We start from the raw sequence: 18,375 nt of genomic DNA, 5'->3' as shown, positions 1-18,375 counted from the left end.
TCTTCAGACGGTGGCGGACAGGCGGTCCGGTGTGGGCGCGGCGGCATCGGAAAGGTCGGCAGGGCCGGCAAGGTCCGCGTTCTCGATCTCTTCGATCAGCAGGGTCTCGACCCGCAGGGCCAGGTCGGCGATGGTGGGCGCCTTGAAGAAGGCGGCCGGGTGCAGTTCGACGTCGTAGGCCTTGCGCACGCGCGCCAGGATCTGGATGGCGAGCAGCGAGTCGCCGCCCAGCTCGAACAGGTTGTCGTTCACGCCGATGGCGGCGATGCCCACCATGTCCTGCCACAGGGCGGCAAGGTCGGTCTCCAGATCGCCTTCGGGCGCAACGTAGGGGGTGTCGAGCGCGGGGCGCGGATGGTTGCGGCGCGCGGCATGGGCCAGCGGGCCGTTCTCGATCAGCGCGAGCATGCCGCTGTCGAGTTCGCCCAGGCGCTGCGCGAGGTCGGTCGTCGAGATCACGACCTGCGCGTGCGCCGGGCAGTTGACGATGCGCTCCAGCGCCAGCGCGCCTTCGGGGCCGTCCATGCCCACGCCCTCGGGCAGCACCATGCCGGCGGCCATGCCCAGGTTGCGCCACGCGTCCCAGTTGACCGAGAAGACGGCGGGGCCTGCGCTGCGCTGCTCCTGCGCGGCTTTCGCGGCCAGCGCGTCCAGGTAGGCGTTGGCCGCCGCGTAGTCGCTCATGCCCAGGCCGCCGGCCATGCTGGAGATGGAGGAACACAGGAGCACGAAATCGAGTGGCTCGTCGCGCACCGCCGCCAGCAGGGCCTGCGTGCCGCGCAGCTTGGGCGCGAACACGGCATCGACCATGGCGCGGGTGCGCTGGCCGATCATGCCGCTGGCGGCGTGGCCCGCCGCGTGAATCACGCCGTGGATGGCGCCGAAGCGCTGCCGGGCCTGTGCGGCCACGGTCTGCATCTGCGCGGCGTCGGTCACGTCGGCCGACAGCGCGAGCACTTCGCCGCCCAGCGTTTCGAGCTCTATCAGTTGCAGCAGCTTCTGGCGCAGGGCTGCAGGCTGCTCTGGCGAGGCCGCCAGCGATTCCCACGCGGCGCGCTCAGGCAACGGCGACCGGCCGATCAGCACCAGCCTGGCCTGCCACGCTTGCGCAAGGTGCCGCGCCACCGACAGGCCCACGCCGCCCAGGCCGCCGGTGATCAGGTAGACGCCCTGCGTGCGCAGGCGCTGCTGCGGGCCGGCCCCTTGCGCCGGCAGGGCCAGCGGCTCGTAGGCCTTGACCCAGCGATGCGGGCCGCGGTACGCGACGATCGGCTCGTCGCGTGCGGCAGGTGCTGAGGGTGCCGCGGGCGCGTCCGCCGCGAGCTGCTTCAGCAACCACGTCTCGGCACCGCTGCCGGCCGCCGGCAGCAGCACGTCGACCACGCGGCAGTCGATGTGCGGGTACTCCTGGCCGATCACCTTGGCCAGGCTGAACAGCGTGGCCTTCTCGGGGCGCAGCGCCTCGGTGCCCGACACGTCTTCCATCTGGTTGGTGACGACCTGAATCGACAGCTTGCGCTCGCGGCCGGCCGCGGTGCTCTCCAGCGCCTGCGCCAGGGCCAGCAGGCTGAAGTAGCCACGCTCCAGCAAAGCATCGGATGACGACGGCGGCGCGCCATCTGCGTCCACGCCCCACAGGTGATGCACCCGCGACACCGGGCCCAGTTCGGCCTGCAGTTTGCGCAGCAGTTGCTCGTGGTCGGCGCGCTCGCCGGGGCGCACGGCGAAGTGACGCGGGCTGATTTCGACGAAGCCTGGTCCTTGCTCCACCCACACCACGGGGTGCGCATCGGCACCCTGCTGCAGCTGACGCACCAGCCCGTCGACAAGCCCGCCCGTTTCGCCAAAGACCAGCGTGCAGGTGCCCGCTGGTGCCGCGCTTTGCACAGCGTGCAAGGGCGCGGTGCGCTTCCAGGTCGGCACGTAGAACGCACCAGCCGCCGGGCTCGCCAATGTCGACGGCTTGCCCTCGAAGCTGCCCGCCTCCACCCAGTAAGACTGGCGCTGGAACGGATAGCTCGGCAGCGGCACCTGGCGGCGCGGCTGGCCTGCGCGGCAGGCGGCCCAGTCGATCTCCACGCCCGCGCACCACAGCGCGCCGGTCACGCTGGCCAGTTGCCTTTCGTTGCGCGCTTGCTGCTGCGGGTGCGCCTGGCTGGCCCAGATGCCTGCGGCCGATGCGGTCTGCGGGTGCTGGCGCGCCAGGCCGGTCAGCGTTTCGCCGGGGCCCACTTCGAGCAGCACACGGCCGGGCGCGCTCAGCAGCACTGCCAGCCCGTCGGCAAAGCGCACGGTGCCGCGCAGGTGGCGGCCCCAGTAAGCCGGGTCCGTTGCCTCGGCGTTCGTGATCAGCCGGCCGGTGACGTTGGAAATGAACGGAATGCGCGGCGCATGGCGCGGCACCGAGGCCACCACCTGCTGCAGCTCGGCCACGATGGCCTCCGTCATGGCCGAATGCGAGGCGATGGCCACATGCAGCCGGCGCGGCATGAGGCCGCGCGCGAACAGCTGTTGCTCCGCCGCCTCGATGGCCTGCAGCGGGCCCGACAGCACGCACAGCTGCGCGCCGTTGATGGCGGCCACATCGCAACCGGCGCCGAGGAAGGGCGCGAGCTCTGCCTCGCTCAACGCGATGGCCGTCATGGCACCAGCGGGCATCGAGCGCATGAGGCGGCCGCGCGTGGTGACGATGCGCAGCGCGTCTTCCAGGCTGAACACGCCTGCCAAACAGGCCGCTACGTACTCGCCCAGGCTGTGGCCCAGCATCACCGCGGGCTGCACGCCGCGCGCCATCCATGCACGGGCCATGGCGTACTCGACGATGAACAACGCCGGCTGCGTGTATTCGATGCGCGACAGCAACTGGTCGGCCTCTGCTTCGCTGCCGGGCGCGGGGTACAGCACCTGGCGCAGGTCCCTGCCCATGGCGTCGTTCAGCAAGGCGCAGCAGCGGTCGACCTCACCGTGGAACACCGCGTCGTTGCGGTACAGCGCGGCGCCCATGTTCGCGTGCTGCGTGCCGCCGCCGGGAAAGAGAAAGGCCACCTCGGGCGCACCAACCGGCGCGCGCAGCACCTGCTCGAAGCCGCCTTCGGGCGCGAGCAGCGCCTGCGCGGCCATCGCGTGGCCATCGGCGACGAGGGCGGCGCGCAAGGGCATCGCGCGGCGACCGCTTTGCAGCGTGTGGGCGATGTCGGCCAGCGGCTGGTCGACGGCAGACGCGAGGTGACGGCCCAGTTGCCGACCAGCCTCCTGCAGCGCCGTGGCGTTGCGGGCGGACAGTGGCAGCACCTGCCAGCCTGCTGTATTGCTTGCGGCCTTAGCGGGCGGCGCTTCTTCGAGCACCACATGCACATTGGTACCGCCGATACCGAACGAGCTGACCCCGGCGCGGCGCGGCGTCGCGCCCGCTGGCCAGGCCTTGGTGGTGGCGTTGACGTAGAACGGGCTGTCCACCATGTCGATCTGCGGGTTGGTGCGCTGGAAATGCAGGCTGGCCGGCAGCGTCTTGTGCTTGAGCGCCATCACCGTCTTGATGAGGCCGGTGACACCGGCGGCCGCGTCGAGGTGGCCGATGTTGGTCTTCACGGAGCCAACGGCGCAATAGCCTGTGCGGGCGGTGCGACCTGTGCCGTGTGTGCCGTCTGTGCCTTCAGCGTCAGCCCGGAAGGCCTGCGTGAGCGCCGCCATCTCTATCGGGTCGCCCAGCACCGTGCCCGTGCCGTGCGCCTCGACATAGCCCACCGATTCGGCGCGCACGCCGGCAATCAGCTGCGCCGCGCGAATCACCTCGGCCTGGCCGTTCACGCTGGGCGCGGTGAAGCCGACCTTGTCGGCGCCGTCGTTGTTGGCGGCCGTGCCCTTGATGACCGCATGCACGGTGTCGCCGTCGCGCAGCGCATCGTCCAGCCGCTTGAGCACCACCAGGCCCGCGCCGCTGCCGATGACGGTGCCCGCGGCCTGCGCGTCGAACGCGCGGCAGTGGCCGTCGGGCGAGAGGATGGCGCCCTGCTGATACAGGTAGCCAGCGTCCTGCATCAGGTTGAGCCACACGCCACCGGCCAGCGCCATGTCGCAGTCGTAGCCCAGCAGCGCCTGGCAGGCGGTGTGCACCGCGGCAAGCGAGGTGGAGCAGGCGGTCTGCACCGTCACCGCGGGCCCACGCAGGTTGAGCTTGTAGGCCACGCGGGTGCACAGCGAGCCGCCGGAGTTGCCGCTCATGAGGCCCAGCAGGTCGGCAATGCCGCGCCCGTCGCCCAGGCCGAACGCGGGCAGCAGGTGCCGCATGAGGTACATGTTCGGGCCCTCGCCCGCATACACGCCGACCTTGCCGGGCCAGTTGTGCGCGTCGCAGCCGGCATGCTCCAGCGCGGCCCAGGCGCACTCCAGAAAGATGCGCTGCTGCGGGTCGAGGTACTCCGCCTCGCGCGGCGAGTAGCCGAAGAAGCCAGCATCGAACTGGTCGAAGCCCTTGAACTGGGTGCCGGCTTTCACGTAGGCGGGGTCGTCGAGCAACGCTTGCGAAACGCCTTGCGCGCGCAACTGGTCGTCGGTGAAGCGGGCCACCGACTCCACGCCGTCGCGGATGTTGCGCCAGAGTGCATCGACATCGTCGGCGCCCGGAAAGCGGCCGGCCATGCCGACGATGGCGATCTCGATGCCGGTCGCACCGGAGAGTTCAGGCAGGTCGAGCGGTTCGTTGGTGGTGTGCATCAGTTGACTCTTTCCGCGGCTTTGCGGCGTTGAAGCAAGGCGGCGCGCTGGCGCAGGGCGCGGTCGTCGGCAGCAGTGGACGACGCCACGGGCGCGGCGGCACCGCGTGCCATCCACTGGGCCAGCGAACCGACCGTGGGGTACTTGAAAAGCTGGACCAGCGCGACCGTGGTGCGCAGCCGGTCTTCGAGCAGGCGATGCACGCGCACCACCAGCAGCGAGTGGCCGCCCAGGTCGAAGAAGTTGTCGTGGATGCCGACTTTGTCGACCTGCAGCACTTCGGCCCATATTGCTGCGAGGGTTTCGGCGATGGGGCCCTGGGGGGCTTCGTAGGGCTTGTCGCTGGTGAATTCGGGCGCGGGGAGTGCCTTGCGGTCGACCTTGCCGTTGGCGTTCAGTGGCAATGCGTCGAGCACCATCAGCACGCTGGGGACCATGTAGTCGGGCAGTGCCTCCGACAGGCGTTCTCTTAGGACTGCCGTGTCGATGCCTTGGCCCGATACGTAGCCGACGAGCCTCGCGCCTGCGGGGCCTTCGTTCGCGACCACGACTGCTTCTCGCACTTCAGGCTGGGCCTGCAGTTGGGCCTCGATCTCTCCCAGCTCGATGCGGAATCCCCGCACCTTCACTTGGTGGTCGATGCGGCCGAGGTACTCCAGTTGGCCTTCGTTGTTCCAGCGCACGAGGTCGCCCGTGCGGTACAGCCTGGCGCCGTCGTTTGCTGCGATGAATCTCTCGGCGGTCAGGGCTGCGCGCTTCAGGTAGCCGCGCGCGAGATTGATGCCGCCCAGATACAGCTCTCCAGCGACGCCTACCGGAACCTCGTTCAGGCTGTCGTCCAGCACGTACGCCTGCGTGTCGCTGATCGGACGGCCGATAGGCACCTGCGTGCTGCCATCGTCCCGGCATGTCCACTGCGTGACGTGGATCGTCGTCTCGGTCGGGCCGTACAGGTTCTGCAACGTGGCGCCGCTCAGGCGTTGAAGCGCTTCCTTCTGCGTGGCCGCGGGCATCGCCTCGCCGCCGCAAATGATGTGCTTGAGTTTCGTGGTCGCTTCGATCCCTTCGTACGCCAGGAAGGCTTGAAGCATCGATGGCACGAAGTTCAGCGTCGTGATCTGGTGCTGCTGGATCAGCTCGACCAGGCGTATCGGGTCGCGATGGTCACCTGGGTTCGCAATGACCAGCTTGGCGCCCGAGGTCAGGGGCCAGAACATTTCCCAGACGGATACGTCGAAGCCAAACGGGGCCTTGTGCAATACGGTGTCTTCGCCTGCGAGCTTGTAGAACTCTTGCATCCAGGCCATGCAGCTGAACAGCGCCGCATGGCGGATCGCTGCGCCCTTGGGTCGGCCAGTGGAGCCTGAGGTGTAGATGACGTAGGCGAGGTGCTCGCCATGCAGAGCGACTTGGGGATCGGCTTCTGACTCGTCGGAGGTGTCCAGCGTGTCGAGCTCCAGCACCTGCAGCGAATCGACGCCGGGGATCAACGACCGCAGATGGCTCTGGGTCAGCAACAGCACAATGCCGCTGTCTTCGACCATGTATGCCAAGCGGTCTGCGGGGTACTCGGGGTCCAAAGGCACATAGGCGCCGCCGGCCTTGAGGATGGCAAGGATGCCCACCATCATTTCGGTGGAACGCTCTACGCAAATGCCGACCAGCACGTCCTGCCGAACACCTAAGGCGATCAATCGATGAGCCAATCGGTTGGCGCGCGCATTGAGTTCCGCACAGCTCAACGCCTCGTCACCGAAGACCAGCGCAGGCGCCAACGGCTTCGACTTCGCATGCGCTTCGATCTGACGATGCACGGGCTGCGTGCCTTCATGAACCCACGTGTTCTCGCTCCAGGCAACCAACTGCGCGCGCTCCGCCGCACCCACCAGCGCCACATCACCCACCGCCAGTTCCGGTTGCTCGGCCAACGCCCCCAGCACCGCCAGGTAATGCCCCGCCAACCGCTCCACCGTCTCCCGGTCGAACAACTCCGCTGCATAGACGAAGCCCAGCGTCAGCGGACCATCGGGCGTCTCGCGGGCTTCCAGCACCAGCTCGAACTGCGCCTCGCCATCGGGCAGCGCATGGTGCGCCACCTCGAGCCCCGGCAGCCGTGCCATCGCCCGGTGGTCTTCGACCAGGTGGTTGAACATCACCTGAAAGAGCGGGGTCTGCCCCAGGCTGCGTTGCGGCTGCAGGGCCTCGACCAGTTGCTCGAACGGCAGGTCCTGGTGCATCTGCGCGCCCAGCACCGCATCCCTGGCCTGTTGCACAAGCTGCGACAGCGGCATGCGCGCGCCGACCGCGTTGCGCAGCACCAGCGTGTTGACGAACAAGCCAATGACGCCTTCCGCCTCCGGCCGTCCGCGGTTGGCCACCGGCGCGCCGACCCGAACGTCTTGCTGCCCGGTGTAGCGATGCAGCAGCGCCTGGAAGCCGGCCAGCAATAGCATGAACAGCGTCGCGCCTTCGGTCGCCGCGGCCTGGCGCAAGCCGGCCTGCAGCGCCGCGGGCACCTCGACGCTGTGCCGGGCCGCGCGGTAGCCGACCTGCGCAGTGCGCGGGCGGTCGGTGGACAGCGCCAGCACGGGGTGCGTGTCGCCGAGCTGCGTGCGCCACCAGGCCAGTTGCCGATCGGCCTCGCCCGCGGCCAGCCAGCCGCGCTGCCATGCCGCATGGTCCACGTACTGGATGCGCGCAGCGATGCGGCATGGGGTGTCGCCGTGCAGCCGCGCCGCGTAGCCAGCGGCCAGTTCGTCGAGCATCACCTGCATCGACGCGCTGTCAGACACGATGTGGTGCATCACCACCGCCAGCAGGTGCACCGTGTCCGAAAGCTGCAGCAGCGCCACGCGCAGCAGCGGGCCCTGCGTCAGGTCGAAGGGCGTGGCGTGCAGGCGCTGTGTTTCCTCCGCGGCGCGTGCCTCGCGTTCTTCGGCCGCGCAGGAGCGCAGATCGACCTGCTTCAACAGCGGCGCCCACGACGCGCTGATCAGCTGTTCGGCTGTGCCATCGGCACCGGCCAGGAAGACCGTGCGCAGCGATTCATGGCGCGCGGCCAGGTCATCGAACGCAGCGTGCATGGCATTCGCATTCAGCGTACCCGACAGGCGCAGCGCGCCGCTCATGTGGTACGCCGTGCTTTGCGGCGCAAGCTTCCACAGGAACCACTGGCGCGCCTGGGCATGCGACAGCGGCAATGGCTGCAGGCGGCGTTCGGCGGAGAGCGGCGCGATGGGCGCGATGGCTTCGATGGGCAATATGCCCGCATGGCCAGGCTGCGCAATGCGGCTGCGCACCGCCTGCGCGCAAGCGTTCAACCTGGGCTGCTCGAACAGGTCGCGCAGGCCGAACGCGATGTGCCAGCGCTGCTGGATGCGCGCACACGCCTGAACCGCCGCGAGCGAATTGCCGCCGGAGGTGAAGAAGTGCGCGTCGTGGGCCAGAGCGCGACCTTCGGGCCACCTGAGCACCTCACGCCAGACATTCGCCACGGCCTGCGTGACGTCGTCCAGCACGGGCGCGTCGGCCGTTGCCAGTGCCGCCGCAGTGCCGCCATGCGTGAAGCCGCCGCGCTCATAGATGGCGTAGGCATCGAGGCTGCGCGCCGCCAGCCCTGCGCGGCAGGCCTGGCGCTGCAGCTTGCCGCTGGAGGTCTTGGGCAGCGCGCCCGGGTTCAGCAGCACCACTGCGGCGGGCGCTTCGCCGAACACCTCGCTCACCGCGGCGCCCAGCAGCTCGACCAGCGCCTGCGGCGCCACCAGCTTCTGCATGCCGCGCGACACCTCGGCCGCCACGCCAAGGCCTTCGCCCTGCGGCCCGGTTACCGCGAATGCAGCCACGCGCCCCTTGCGCACGGCCTGCACTTCGGCTTCGACGAGGCGCTCGATGTCTTGCGGGTAGATGTTGTGCCCGCGCACGATGATCAGGTCCTTGATGCGGCCCGTGACGTAGAGCTGCCCCTGGTGCTGGAAGCCCAGGTCGCCGGTGCGCAGCCAGCGCTGGCCTTCGTGCATGGCGAAGGTCTCGCGGCTCTCGCTGTCTTTGCCCCAGTAGCCGGCGCAGATGCTCGGGCCGCCGGCCCAGATTTCTCCGACGCGGCCGTCGTACAGTGCCGCCAGCGAAGTTGGATCGGTGATGCGCACCTCATGCCCCTCGGGCGCGGCGCCGCAACCGACCAGCAGCGTGCCGTTGGCGCTTTCGACGCCCTCGCCCCTGGCCAGCGCCTGCGCAGAAAAGCTGCGCGCCACCAGGCCGGCGCCGCGCTGCCCACCAGTGACGAACAAGGTCGCCTCGGCCAGGCCGTAGCACGGGTACACCGCGCCAGCGTCGAAGCCTGCGGGCGCGAAGCGGGCGATGAATTCGGTTTCGGTGTCGGCGCGCACCGGCTCGGCACCGGTGTAGGCCACGCGCCAGCTCGACAGATCGAGCCCCGCCAGGCGCTCGCCCTTCACGCGGTCCAGGCACAGGCGGTAGGCGAAGTCGGGGCCGCCGCTGAGCGTGGCGCGGTGGCGGGAGATGAGCTCCAGCCAGCGCACCGGGCTTTCGAGAAAGTAGCGCGGCGACGTCAGCACCAGCGGAATGCCGCTGTAAAGCGGCTGCATGAGGCCGCCGATGAGGCCCATGTCGTGGTACAGCGGCGCCCATGAAACGAACTTGTCTTGCGGTCCGATGCCCATGCCTTCGCGGATGGCGCGCTCGTTGGCCATGAGGTTGCCGTGCGTCACGATCACGCCCTTGGGCGCGCTGGTCGAGCCCGAGGTGTACTGCAGGAAGGCGGGGTCTTCGTCGGCGGGAGCAAACGGCGTCCACGCATCGGCCAGCGCGGCATCGACCATGTCGACGGCCACCATCGACGCTTGCGCGAACGACGTCTCGACCTCCGCCATGGTGGCCAGCATCGACGAAGACGTGAGCACGCAGGCGGCCTGCGCGTCCTGCGCGATGCCTGTCAGGCGCGCGAGGTGCTGCGCCCGCATGGATTCGGGCGGAAACACGGGCACCGCGATCACGCCCGCATGAAAGCACGCCAGCATGCTCACGGCGTAGTGGTCGTCGTTGTCGAGCATCACAAGGGCACGCTCGCCCTTGGCAAATTGCTGCTGCAGCCGGGCCGCCAGGGCGCGCACGCGCGTGGCGAAGTCGGCATAGGTGACCTGCTTTTCGAAGTGAACGCCGTTCGCCTCGCCCACCACCGTGAGCCACACATCGTGCGGCCGCGCCTGCGCCAGGGCCTGCAGGTGGTCCACGAAGTTCGCGGGCTCGGGGTGCCGCTGATCCAGCGTCGTTGTCGGCGTGCGTGCCATCTCGCTCACTCCAGATAAAAAGAAAAGACGCAGCCGGCGTCGGGCCGGCGGCGTTCGGTCATTCCGGCACCCGGGCGCGCCATGCCAATGCGGCCGCGTAGCCGGCGGGCGCCGGCAAGGCCATGGCGCTGAAGGTCGACCACCCGGGCTCGGCGGACGCGACCACCAGGCCGCCGTCGTCTTGCGGATGGATACCCACGCGCAGCAGGTGCTCGGCCACGCCGACGCCCACGGCCTTCAGCAGCGCCTCCTTGCCCACCCAGCGCAGGTACAGGGCCTGCAGCGGGTCGGCGGCGGCGCGCACCTCTTGCGACTCACGCGCGGTGAAGGCCATGTCGAGGATGGCTTCTGCATCGACGTCGATGCGGCACTGCTCGATGTCGATGCCAACCGAATCCACGGCTCCGACCTCGTGCCCTTCGGCCACGACGATCAGCGCATGCGCGCCCGAATGCGAGACGTTGAACAACGGCATGTTTCCGGGCGCGTCCACGAAGGGCTTGCCGTGCACGCCGGGCGACAGCGGCACCTCGGCCGCGCCGCAGCCGATGCGCCGGGCCAGCAACTGGCGTGTGGCGGCGCGGGTGGCGCAGAAGCGCACGCGGTCCGCATGCTTGGCGAAGCGGCATGCGCGCTCATGCTCGGCGGGCGTCAGCACGGCCCATTCGGCGGCGTCGTCACGCGTCAAGTCGAAATCCAGGCGATAGACCTCCATGCCCGCGGGCACGGTGTCATGCAAGGGCATGAGGCGCATGCCGTCCTCCGGCCACGGCTTGCTGCAGGCGCCGCGTGAGCGCGTCCAGAAAAGCGGCCTCGCTCTGGCGAATGAAGAAGTGGCCGCCGTCGAACCAGTCGAGCGTGAAAGCACTGCCCGCATGCGCGGACCAGGCCTCGATGCGCGGTGCGTCGATGTCGTCCTGGCGCCCCGCGAACACATGCAGCGGTATGGGCAACGGCGCCTGCGCGGTGTACGCGAAGCTTTCGCAGACGCGGTAGTCCGCGCCCAGCGTGTCCAGCGTGATGCGCATCAGCTCGGCGCTGGCAAACACTTCTTCGGGCGTGCCGCCCTGCTTGCGCAGGTCGGCGGTCAGCGCGGCGTCGTCATGCGTGTCGGGCAGGCGGCCGGCGTCGCGCCGCGACGGTGCCGCACTGCCCGAGGCCAACAGCGCCAGCGGCAACGCGCGGCCCAGCGTGCGCAGCCGCTGAACCACGCCATAAGCCAGCAACGCGCCCATGCTGTGGCCCAGGAGCATGAAGTTGCCCTGCATGGCCTGCGCCTGCTCGGCACAGATGCGCTCGACCTGGGCATCGAAGTTCTCCACAAAAGGCTCGCCCATGCGCGCGCCCCGGCCCGGCAGCTCGACGGGCACCACATCGACCCAGCGCGGCAGCCGTTGCCGCCAGCGCAGATACATGGGGCGCTGGCGCCCGCGCAGGGCAGGCACAGCAGCGAGACCTTGGCCGGCACGGCCATCAGGCGGCGTCGGTAGCTGCCGAGGGTGCGCAGGGCGCGGCTGACGTGGCTTCCTGCGCCGCCATCCAGTCGCGCAGCGACTTGGGGCGCATGTCGGTCCAGTTTTTCTCGACATGGTCGAGGGCGGTCTTCTTGTCGCCCTTGACGCCGTCCACGGCCTTCCAGCCGCTGGGCACGGCCTTCCAGTGCGGCCAGATGGAGTATTGATCTTCGTGGTTGACCAGAACGATGAAGGTTTCGTCTTCGCGGTCGAAGCAGCTGGTAGACATGGTGCGTCCTTGAACGGTGGATCGGGCAAGCAGGTGGGCAACCGGGTCGACGGGCGGCCGATTGCTGTGCTTCTGATCAACATGACGGTTCAGGCGCGAATCTGTTCACCCTGCGGCGGGTGCGCGCGACGATCAGGCGTCGTCGGTTGGCGTGGGTTTGCCCTGGGTCTTCTTCCATGCCTCGACGTCGATGGTGGGCGGCACCAGGCCCGCGAGCAGCCACAGGCGCGCCGCCTTGTCGTAGGCGGTGCGATGGGCGGGGTCGGCGCGCAGCCAGGCCACCATGTCGATGCGCGCGGCTTCGTCGAAAGCGTCGCGCTCGTGCTCGCGGCGCACCCAGGCCCATGCGGTGCGCCAAATGAGATCGTCGGGCTGTTGTTGTGTCATGCGTGTACGGTTTTTACCTTACACCCAAGGCCCTGCGCGTCAGTCCGTGAGCAGGTGGCGCACGGTGCCGATGGCTTCGTCGGCCTCGGCGATGAGGCGGTTCACGAGGCCCAGCGCGCAGCCCAGCTGGGCTGCGATGTCGCGCTGCGTGAGGCCCTCCAGCCGGTAGAGCTGGAACGCCACGCGGGTGCGTGCCGGAAGCTGCGATAGCACTTGGTCGATCAGGCCGACCACCTGCCGGTCGCGCATCAGGCGGTCGGGCGAAGGCGGGCCGGGCACGTCGAGCACTTCCACATCGACGTCGAAGGTGCGATAGGTGGCCTCCAGCGACTGGCGGCGGCAATGGTCGAGCGCGAGGTTGCGCACCACCTGGCAGCAGTAACCCATGGGCTTGTCGACCTTGCGGTCACAGGCGCCGTCGGCAATGCGCAGGTAGGCGTCCTGCACGACGTCGTCGGCCAGGTCGGTGGTGCGCACGATGCGGCGGGCCACGTGCAGCAGCTGGGCCCGGTTGGCGAGAAAGACATCTCCCAGCGATGACTCGGACGTAGGGGACAGCATGTTTGAACAACTCCACATGAGGGGGTCAGGCGTCGAATGGGGGAACGGCGTGCGCGAAGCACGTTGGCGCGGAGGCAACCGCTCCGGCGCCAGTGCTTGGGCTGCATGGTTAAACAAGAATCATTACTATTTGAAGACGGATGACATCCGCGATTTGCGATGTGTCCTTACTCCTATAGACGTTTGGCCGCACCAAATGGAGACATGCTCGCCGGCATACCGTGAGGCGCCCACTGCGGGCATTTAAAATGCCGCCCCTCCCCCCTCCCGTTCCTCCCCTCGTTACTTTCCCGCCCCGGTTTCCGCCCCCTCATGAACATCGTCGTCAACGAAGAACTCAAAGCCTATATCGATCCCTTGACGCCGGAGGAGTACGAAGCACTGGAACGCAGCATCCTGAACGAAGGCTGCCGCGACGCGCTGGTGCTGTGGGGTGACGTGCTGGTGGACGGCCACAACCGCTACGGCATCTGCCAGAAGCACGGCGTGCCGTTTCAGACGGTGCAGCACACGCGCTTCAAGTCGATCGACGACGTGCACCTGTGGATGATCGACCAGCACCTGGGCCGGCGCAGCATTTCGGACTTTCTGCGCGGCGTGCTCGCGCTGCGCAAGAAGGACATCGTCGACCAGCAACGCGCCCGCACCGTGGCCGTGCCCGAGACAACCCCCACCGACCCCAACGATCCGCCGTTCGACGTCGATCCGCCCTCCGCTGCCCTGCCCCCGCCCGCGCCGCTGAGCACGCGCGAAGCCATTGCCCGCGCGGCGGGCCTGAGCAGCAGCCAGGTGGGAATGATCGAAAAGATCCAGAAGCAGGCCGCGCCTGAACTGGTGGCGGCTGTGAAGTCAGGCGTGATTTCGATCAACACCGCCGCCGCCGTGGCATCGCTGCCGGCCGACGAGCAGGTGTCCGCTGCAAACGCCGGCAAGGACGAGCTGAAACAAGCCGCCAAGCGCGTGCGCGATTCGAAGAAAAAGCCGCGCGAGGAATCTGCGGAGGCCGGCTCGGACGAGGCCCAGCAGGGCAAGGCCGACACCGTTCAGGCGCTGCAACAGCGCGTGGCCGAGCTCACGTCGGAGAACGAGGCCCTGCACAAGCAAGTGGCCGAGCTGCGTTCGCAGCTCGGCCACTGAAACCTCTGACCCAAAGCCCTTGCAGGCTTCGGCAAGCTTTTAAAACCGCTTAGAGCTGGACTTCGCTGATCTTCGCGCCCGACAGCGATACGCCGGCTTCCAGGCCCACGTTGGTCATCACGAAGCCCACCACCGGCTGGCGCACCGTGTTGGTGTCGATGCTGCCATTGGCACCGATGGTGGCCAGCGCCACCGTGGCGTCGGCACCGGCCGTCCAGCCCTTGCTGTTGCGGAACTTGTCCAGCGCGGCCTGCGTGGTGAACAGGTAGACCACCGCCTTCGACTGCGCGCCGGCCTGGAAGCCCACCGAGCCCGCAGTGGTGCTGTAGTACGACTGCGTGCGGCCATTCACGCGCAGAGCGCCACGACCATATTCCGCGCCGACACCCAGGCTACCCCCCACCACTGACGGAAACACCAGCACGCCGGCAGAACGTGCCACCAGCTCGCGCGAACCCTTCACGGAGTCGTACAGCTTGGACAGCGCGGCGTCGGTTTGCGCGTCGATGGACGCGCGCGAAGACACGCTGCTCGACTGGTCCTGCGGCCGGGTCGTGGTGCAGCCGACAAAAGCCAAGCTGCTGGCGACGATGGCGACAGCGAATGCAGATGTGCGCAGGTTCATGGTTTTCATGACGAAATCCTTTGAAGTAAATGTGGATTGGCGAATAAATCTCGGTCTTTGTCTGCCTTGTTCGGCAGATGACATCCATGCTAAATCCGCCAAACAGGCTCTTTTCGGGCTTTGGACATCGGCCTACGCGAACTGGCGGCGTTGGCGAACCCGGGCTTGGGCGATGCCCATTCGGCTCAGGTCGGCCTCAGAAAATCGTCTGTAATCTAGTGTTTTTAATTGCAACAAGTGTTATATTTTTGTCGTTACAACCAGAAATAAATGCCCCGTCCTCCGGCTGACCGGCGCTCTGCGCAGGCCGACGCCGACCTTTCAGCCAGGGAGCTTCCAGTTGCAATCACTTCGGCATTTCCTACGGCATCTGCCCCGGGCATGACAAGCGTTTTTCACCCCGCAGCCGCACCGGTCAAGGGCCAGCGTGCGTTGCTGAGCTTCAGCGTCGAAGGGCTACCGCCGCGCGAGGAGCTGCTGTTCAAGTCGCTGGTGCGCCTGCTGGACCACCGCACCCACCAGCACTGGGCATGGAAAACCGACCGGGCCGATCTGCGCGTGGTCGGCCAGGAAGTGCCCTCCACCCACGACGGCCCGACGCAGCCGCAGCACCAGCCGCAACCCCAGCCCGTACCGGTACTGGCCGTCGGCCAGGCCGATGCGCAACGCGGCGGCCATTTCCTGGCGCTGCCGCTGCATGCCGAGGAACTGGAGCAAACGCTCAACCGCCTGGGCGCGATGGTGGTTCATGCCCGCGGGCTGGGCCTGGCCGCGACCGAGGCCACGCTGGCCGACGACGAGCAATTTCGCCTGCTGCGCTGGCCTCCGGCCGCCTTGCTCGAAGCGCCGCACCGCATCCGCCTGGCCACGCTGATGACCGGGCGGCCCACGTCGCTGGGCGTGCTGCGCCAGCGCTCGGGCCTGGCACCGCAGGACTGCCTCGACTTCATTGCCGACCTGCGGCGCAGCGGCCTGCTCGAAAGCGTGCGCGAGGCTGCATTGGCCGCGCAAGCAGCCTTGGCCGCACCTAACGCACCAGCCCCATCCGCCGGTGGATCGCAGCCCGACAGCACCGCAACCGCCACCCCGCCCGCACCGACGCACCACCCCGTGCAGCCCGGCCTGCTGGCCCGCATCCGCAGCCGGCTCGGCCTGCTGGCCACAGGGCACCGATGACCGTCGAACACAAGATCCTGTTCACCGGCACCATGGGCGCCGGCAAGACCACCGCCATTCGCGCCGTGAGCGAAATTGCCCCGGTGAGCACCGACGTGCGCAACAGCGACAGCACGTTCGCCAAGGCCACCACCACGGTGGGCCTGGACTATGGCGAACTCACGCTGGACAACGGCGAAAAGCTGCGCCTGTACGGCACGCCCGGGCAGATTCGCTTCGACTTCATGTGGCGCATCCTGGCGCGCGGCGCGCTCGGCGTGGTGGTGCTCATCGACAACAGCCGGCCCGACCCGCTGGCCGACCTGGACATCTACCTCGACGGCTTTGCCGAACTCATTGCGCAGACCGCCTGCGTGGTCGCCGTCGGCCGCATGGAGGCGCACCCGCAGCCCGACATCGACGCCTATGCCCGGCGCATGGAGGCCAGGGGCGTGCTGTGCCCGGTGCTGCCGGCCAACGTGACAGACCCGCAGCAAGTCGTGCAGCTGCTGGAACTGCTGCTGCTCCAGCTCGATACCTGAGCGTTTACAGCGCCTGCCGCGCCTCCTTCCTCATTTCCACCGCAGCCATGACCTTCTCCCCCCACATCAAGCTCGCCGCCGAATCCGCCATCGACACGCTCATGCGCGAGATCAAGGGCGTGAAGGCGGTGGTCATCTCAACCGAAGACGGACTGGAGCTGGCCGCGCGGGTGGAGAACACCGCGCAGGTGTCGCGCCTGTCCGCCATTGCCAGTTCGCTTGCCGCGTTGGGCGCGGTGGCCGGCGAGGAAAGCAACCTGGGCGACTGCGACAACGTGACCATCGAGGCGACGCACGGCCACATCCTCATGCTGCAGGCGCGCCACCCCGAGGTGACGCTCATCGTGAGCGTGGTCACGAGCAAGGACGCGATCATCGGCCAGGTTCTCTACTTCGCGAAGCAGGCCACGCTGTCGCTGCAGCAAGCCTGATGCGGCCGCCGATCGGCAACGGGTAACGGGTAGCGGGCAACCGCAACGGTTCGACTGCGGCAGCCGCCCACCTCTTCGCCCGGGTGGCTGCCAACCTTGTGGGGCGAGGGACTACGAAAGACTTCGATGGCAAATATCAAGCAATCCATGGACGACCTGATGACCTGCGACGGTGCCCTGTGCGCCGCGCTGGTCGACTCGAGCAGCGGCATGATCCTGGGCCAGATCGGGTCGGGCGTGGACCTCGAGGTGGCGGCCGCGGGCAACACCGAGGTGGTTCGCGCCAAGATGCGCACCATGCGCGACCTGGGCTTGAACGATGTCATCGAAGACATCCTCATCACGCTGGGCAAGCAGTACCACATCATTCGCCCGATGCAGAAGAAGGAAGGCCTGTTCGTCTACCTGGTGCTGGACAAGGCCAAGTCGAACCTTGCGCTGGCCCGCCGCAAGGCATTGGACGTCGAACAGAACATGACGGTCTGAGGGCGCGCGGCACGCCCCCGGCGGCTCAGCCCTGGCCGCCGCGCGGATGCATCAGCGTGTTCGACGGCAGCGTTTCGTCGAGCAGCTTGCGCGCCGTCTCGATGCCCACCACGGGCAGCATGTTGGCGTCGAGCAACCCCACCTGCACCAGCACGCTGGCCTGGTCCCAGTAGATGTGCTCGTGGTAGAGCTTGTCGCCACGGAACTTGATGACCGCCAGCAAAGGGATTTCCACGCGCTTGCCCGTGGGTGCCACGCCCGGCAGCATCCACGGGATCTCGGTCGTGTGGGTGAACGTGAACAGCATCTCGTCGACCACCTGCGTTGCACCCACCGTGCGCGAGATAGGCACCAGCGAGGTGTCTGGCGGGTTGCTGTTGACGAAGTGGTTCGTATAGAACGCGTGCAGGTCCTTGTAGCCCACGCCGCCGGTCATGGTCGGGATGTGGTTGACGTAGGGCTGGGCCACCATCGTGCCCATGGTGTCGTCCACGTTGCGGGTGCCGAACTCGTACTCGCAGTGCTTGTCCCACAGCGCGGAGAGGTCGTAGTGCGGGCCGATGGCGCCTTTCAGCGTGGCGATGCTGCGCTCGTGCGCCATCAGCGCAGAGGGCTTGTGGAAATGCTCGCCGCCTGTGCGCGCAAAGGCGTGGTCCATGCCGGGGTAGACGTACAGAGAAACACCCGGGCAGCCCTTCAACGTGGCGACGATGCGGTCGCGTGCTTCGGGTGGGCAGAACTTGTCGAGCTCGGCGATGTGCAGGGTCAGCGGGCACTTGATCTTGTCCGCCTCATTCAGCGCGGCGTCGATGCCCACACCGTAGTAGCCGACCACCGCGTCGGCATCGGTGCGGCAGGCCGCCAGATACGCCAGCTTGCCGCCCAGGCAGAAGCCGAGCACGCCGACTTTTTTCTCAGGCACCTCGGCCCTGGCACGCAGCACGTCGATGGCGCTTTGCATGTCCTGCATGCCTTTGGCTTCATCAAAGCCGCCGTAGAGCGCGAAGGCACGTTGCCAGTCGGCCTCGCTGTAGCCAAGCTCCACATCAGGCTCTTGCCGCCAGAAAAGGTCGGGCACCAGCACCACGTAGCCTTCTTCGGCGTAGTAGTCGGCCACCTCGCGCATGGTGTGGTTCACGCCGAAGATCTCCTGTGCAATCACCAGCCCGGGGCCGCTGCCGCCTTCCGGCAAGGCGAGGTAGCCGCCGAAACTGCCGCTCCCGTCCGCGGCCTCGATGCGGATGCGCTGCCCGCAGGCCGTCGTCTTCTTCTCTTGCATGGGGTGCTCT

General features: G+C 68.0%; 13 protein-coding genes and 1 pseudogene. 5 read left to right on the top strand and 9 right to left on the bottom strand.

The features are described from left to right. Window positions 1–3 precede the first annotated feature (3 nt). The 7 genes and pseudogenes from VLK31_RS26760 to VLK31_RS26730 all read right to left on the bottom strand — a co-directional run bounded on the left by VLK31_RS26760 (window position 4) and on the right by VLK31_RS26730 (window position 12,710). Window positions 4–4,713, bottom strand: a complete 4,710-nt coding sequence (locus VLK31_RS26760; RefSeq protein ID WP_409171505.1) for an SDR family NAD(P)-dependent oxidoreductase — start codon at window positions 4,711–4,713, stop codon at window positions 4–6. Continuing rightward, window positions 4,713–10,019, bottom strand: a complete 5,307-nt coding sequence (locus tag VLK31_RS26755) for an amino acid adenylation domain-containing protein (RefSeq protein ID WP_409171504.1) — start codon at window positions 10,017–10,019, stop codon at window positions 4,713–4,715. The genes VLK31_RS26760 and VLK31_RS26755 overlap by 1 nt, the downstream gene beginning before the upstream one ends. A 58-nt stretch (window positions 10,020–10,077) precedes the next feature. Continuing rightward, a complete protein-coding gene (locus VLK31_RS26750) occupies window positions 10,078–10,764 on the bottom strand; it encodes a 4'-phosphopantetheinyl transferase family protein (protein WP_409171503.1) in 687 nt (228 codons plus the stop codon). Then, a pseudogene (locus VLK31_RS26745) lies at window positions 10,751–11,493 on the bottom strand (thioesterase II family protein). The gene VLK31_RS26750 and the pseudogene VLK31_RS26745 overlap by 14 nt, the downstream one beginning before the upstream one ends. Continuing rightward, window positions 11,493–11,762 (bottom strand): MbtH family protein, encoded by a 270-nt coding sequence (locus tag VLK31_RS26740; protein ID WP_409171502.1) that lies wholly within the window; start codon window positions 11,760–11,762, stop codon window positions 11,493–11,495. Before VLK31_RS26740 ends, VLK31_RS26745 begins: the two are co-directional and overlap by 1 nt. Window positions 11,763–11,894: 132 nt before the next feature. Beyond that, a complete protein-coding gene (locus tag VLK31_RS26735; protein WP_409171501.1) occupies window positions 11,895–12,149 on the bottom strand; it encodes a DUF4880 domain-containing protein in 255 nt (84 codons plus the stop codon). Between the two features lie 39 nt (window positions 12,150–12,188). Next, entirely contained in the window at window positions 12,189–12,710 is a 522-nt protein-coding gene (locus VLK31_RS26730; protein ID WP_409171500.1) for a sigma-70 family RNA polymerase sigma factor, read from the bottom strand. A 312-nt stretch (window positions 12,711–13,022) separates the two neighbouring features. Between VLK31_RS26730 and VLK31_RS26725 the strand changes: the two genes are divergently transcribed. Further along, window positions 13,023–13,847, top strand: coding sequence for a plasmid replication/partition related protein (locus tag VLK31_RS26725; RefSeq protein ID WP_409171499.1), 825 nt, complete (start codon window positions 13,023–13,025; stop codon window positions 13,845–13,847). 49 nt (window positions 13,848–13,896) lie between these two features. Here the strand turns inward: VLK31_RS26725 and VLK31_RS26720 are convergent, their stop codons facing one another. Continuing rightward, window positions 13,897–14,481, bottom strand: a complete 585-nt coding sequence (locus tag VLK31_RS26720) for a YSC84-related protein (protein ID WP_409171498.1) — start codon at window positions 14,479–14,481, stop codon at window positions 13,897–13,899. Between the two features lie 372 nt (window positions 14,482–14,853). Here VLK31_RS26720 and VLK31_RS26715 point away from each other — a divergent pair, with 372 nt between their 5' ends. The 4 genes from VLK31_RS26715 to VLK31_RS26700 all read left to right on the top strand — a co-directional run bounded on the left by VLK31_RS26715 (window position 14,854) and on the right by VLK31_RS26700 (window position 17,086). Further along, a complete protein-coding gene (locus tag VLK31_RS26715) occupies window positions 14,854–15,648 on the top strand; it encodes a hypothetical protein (RefSeq protein WP_409171497.1) in 795 nt (264 codons plus the stop codon). After that, window positions 15,645–16,169: a GTP-binding protein gene (locus tag VLK31_RS26710; RefSeq protein ID WP_409171496.1), complete on the top strand. Its 525-nt coding sequence runs from the start codon at window positions 15,645–15,647 to the stop codon at window positions 16,167–16,169. Before VLK31_RS26715 ends, VLK31_RS26710 begins: the two co-directional genes overlap by 4 nt. A gap of 47 nt (window positions 16,170–16,216) precedes the next feature. Further along, window positions 16,217–16,600, top strand: a complete 384-nt coding sequence (locus VLK31_RS26705; protein WP_409171495.1) for a roadblock/LC7 domain-containing protein — start codon at window positions 16,217–16,219, stop codon at window positions 16,598–16,600. Between the two features lie 126 nt (window positions 16,601–16,726). Further along, entirely contained in the window at window positions 16,727–17,086 is a 360-nt protein-coding gene (locus VLK31_RS26700; protein WP_409171494.1) for a hypothetical protein, read from the top strand. Window positions 17,087–17,111: 25 nt separating this feature from the next. On the opposite strand, the gene VLK31_RS26695 is transcribed toward VLK31_RS26700, so the two are convergent. Continuing rightward, window positions 17,112–18,365, bottom strand: coding sequence for a dienelactone hydrolase family protein (locus VLK31_RS26695; RefSeq protein WP_409171493.1), 1,254 nt, complete (start codon window positions 18,363–18,365; stop codon window positions 17,112–17,114). Between the last annotated feature and the right edge of the window lie 10 nt (window positions 18,366–18,375).

The organism is Variovorax sp. H27-G14, assembly GCF_046156345.1.
GTDB lineage: Bacteria > Pseudomonadota > Gammaproteobacteria > Burkholderiales > Burkholderiaceae_C > Variovorax.
Note: the sequence above shows the minus strand (reverse complement) of the source record. Positions and strands in the feature narration are given on the sequence as shown.

Coding starts and splice junctions, on each gene's coding strand:
- VLK31_RS26760 (WP_409171505.1), bottom strand. CDS start 4,713: ATGCACACCACCAACGAACCGCTCGACCTGCCTGAACTCTCCGGTGCG.
- VLK31_RS26755 (WP_409171504.1), bottom strand. CDS start 10,019: ATGGCACGCACGCCGACAACGACGCTGGATCAGCGGCACCCCGAGCCC.
- VLK31_RS26750 (WP_409171503.1), bottom strand. CDS start 10,764: ATGCCCTTGCATGACACCGTGCCCGCGGGCATGGAGGTCTATCGCCTG.
- VLK31_RS26740 (WP_409171502.1), bottom strand. CDS start 11,762: ATGTCTACCAGCTGCTTCGACCGCGAAGACGAAACCTTCATCGTTCTG.
- VLK31_RS26735 (WP_409171501.1), bottom strand. CDS start 12,149: ATGACACAACAACAGCCCGACGATCTCATTTGGCGCACCGCATGGGCC.
- VLK31_RS26730 (WP_409171500.1), bottom strand. CDS start 12,710: ATGCTGTCCCCTACGTCCGAGTCATCGCTGGGAGATGTCTTTCTCGCC.
- VLK31_RS26725 (WP_409171499.1), top strand. CDS start 13,023: ATGAACATCGTCGTCAACGAAGAACTCAAAGCCTATATCGATCCCTTG.
- VLK31_RS26720 (WP_409171498.1), bottom strand. CDS start 14,481: ATGAAAACCATGAACCTGCGCACATCTGCATTCGCTGTCGCCATCGTC.
- VLK31_RS26715 (WP_409171497.1), top strand. CDS start 14,854: ATGACAAGCGTTTTTCACCCCGCAGCCGCACCGGTCAAGGGCCAGCGT.
- VLK31_RS26710 (WP_409171496.1), top strand. CDS start 15,645: ATGACCGTCGAACACAAGATCCTGTTCACCGGCACCATGGGCGCCGGC.
- VLK31_RS26705 (WP_409171495.1), top strand. CDS start 16,217: ATGACCTTCTCCCCCCACATCAAGCTCGCCGCCGAATCCGCCATCGAC.
- VLK31_RS26700 (WP_409171494.1), top strand. CDS start 16,727: ATGGCAAATATCAAGCAATCCATGGACGACCTGATGACCTGCGACGGT.
- VLK31_RS26695 (WP_409171493.1), bottom strand. CDS start 18,365: ATGCAAGAGAAGAAGACGACGGCCTGCGGGCAGCGCATCCGCATCGAG.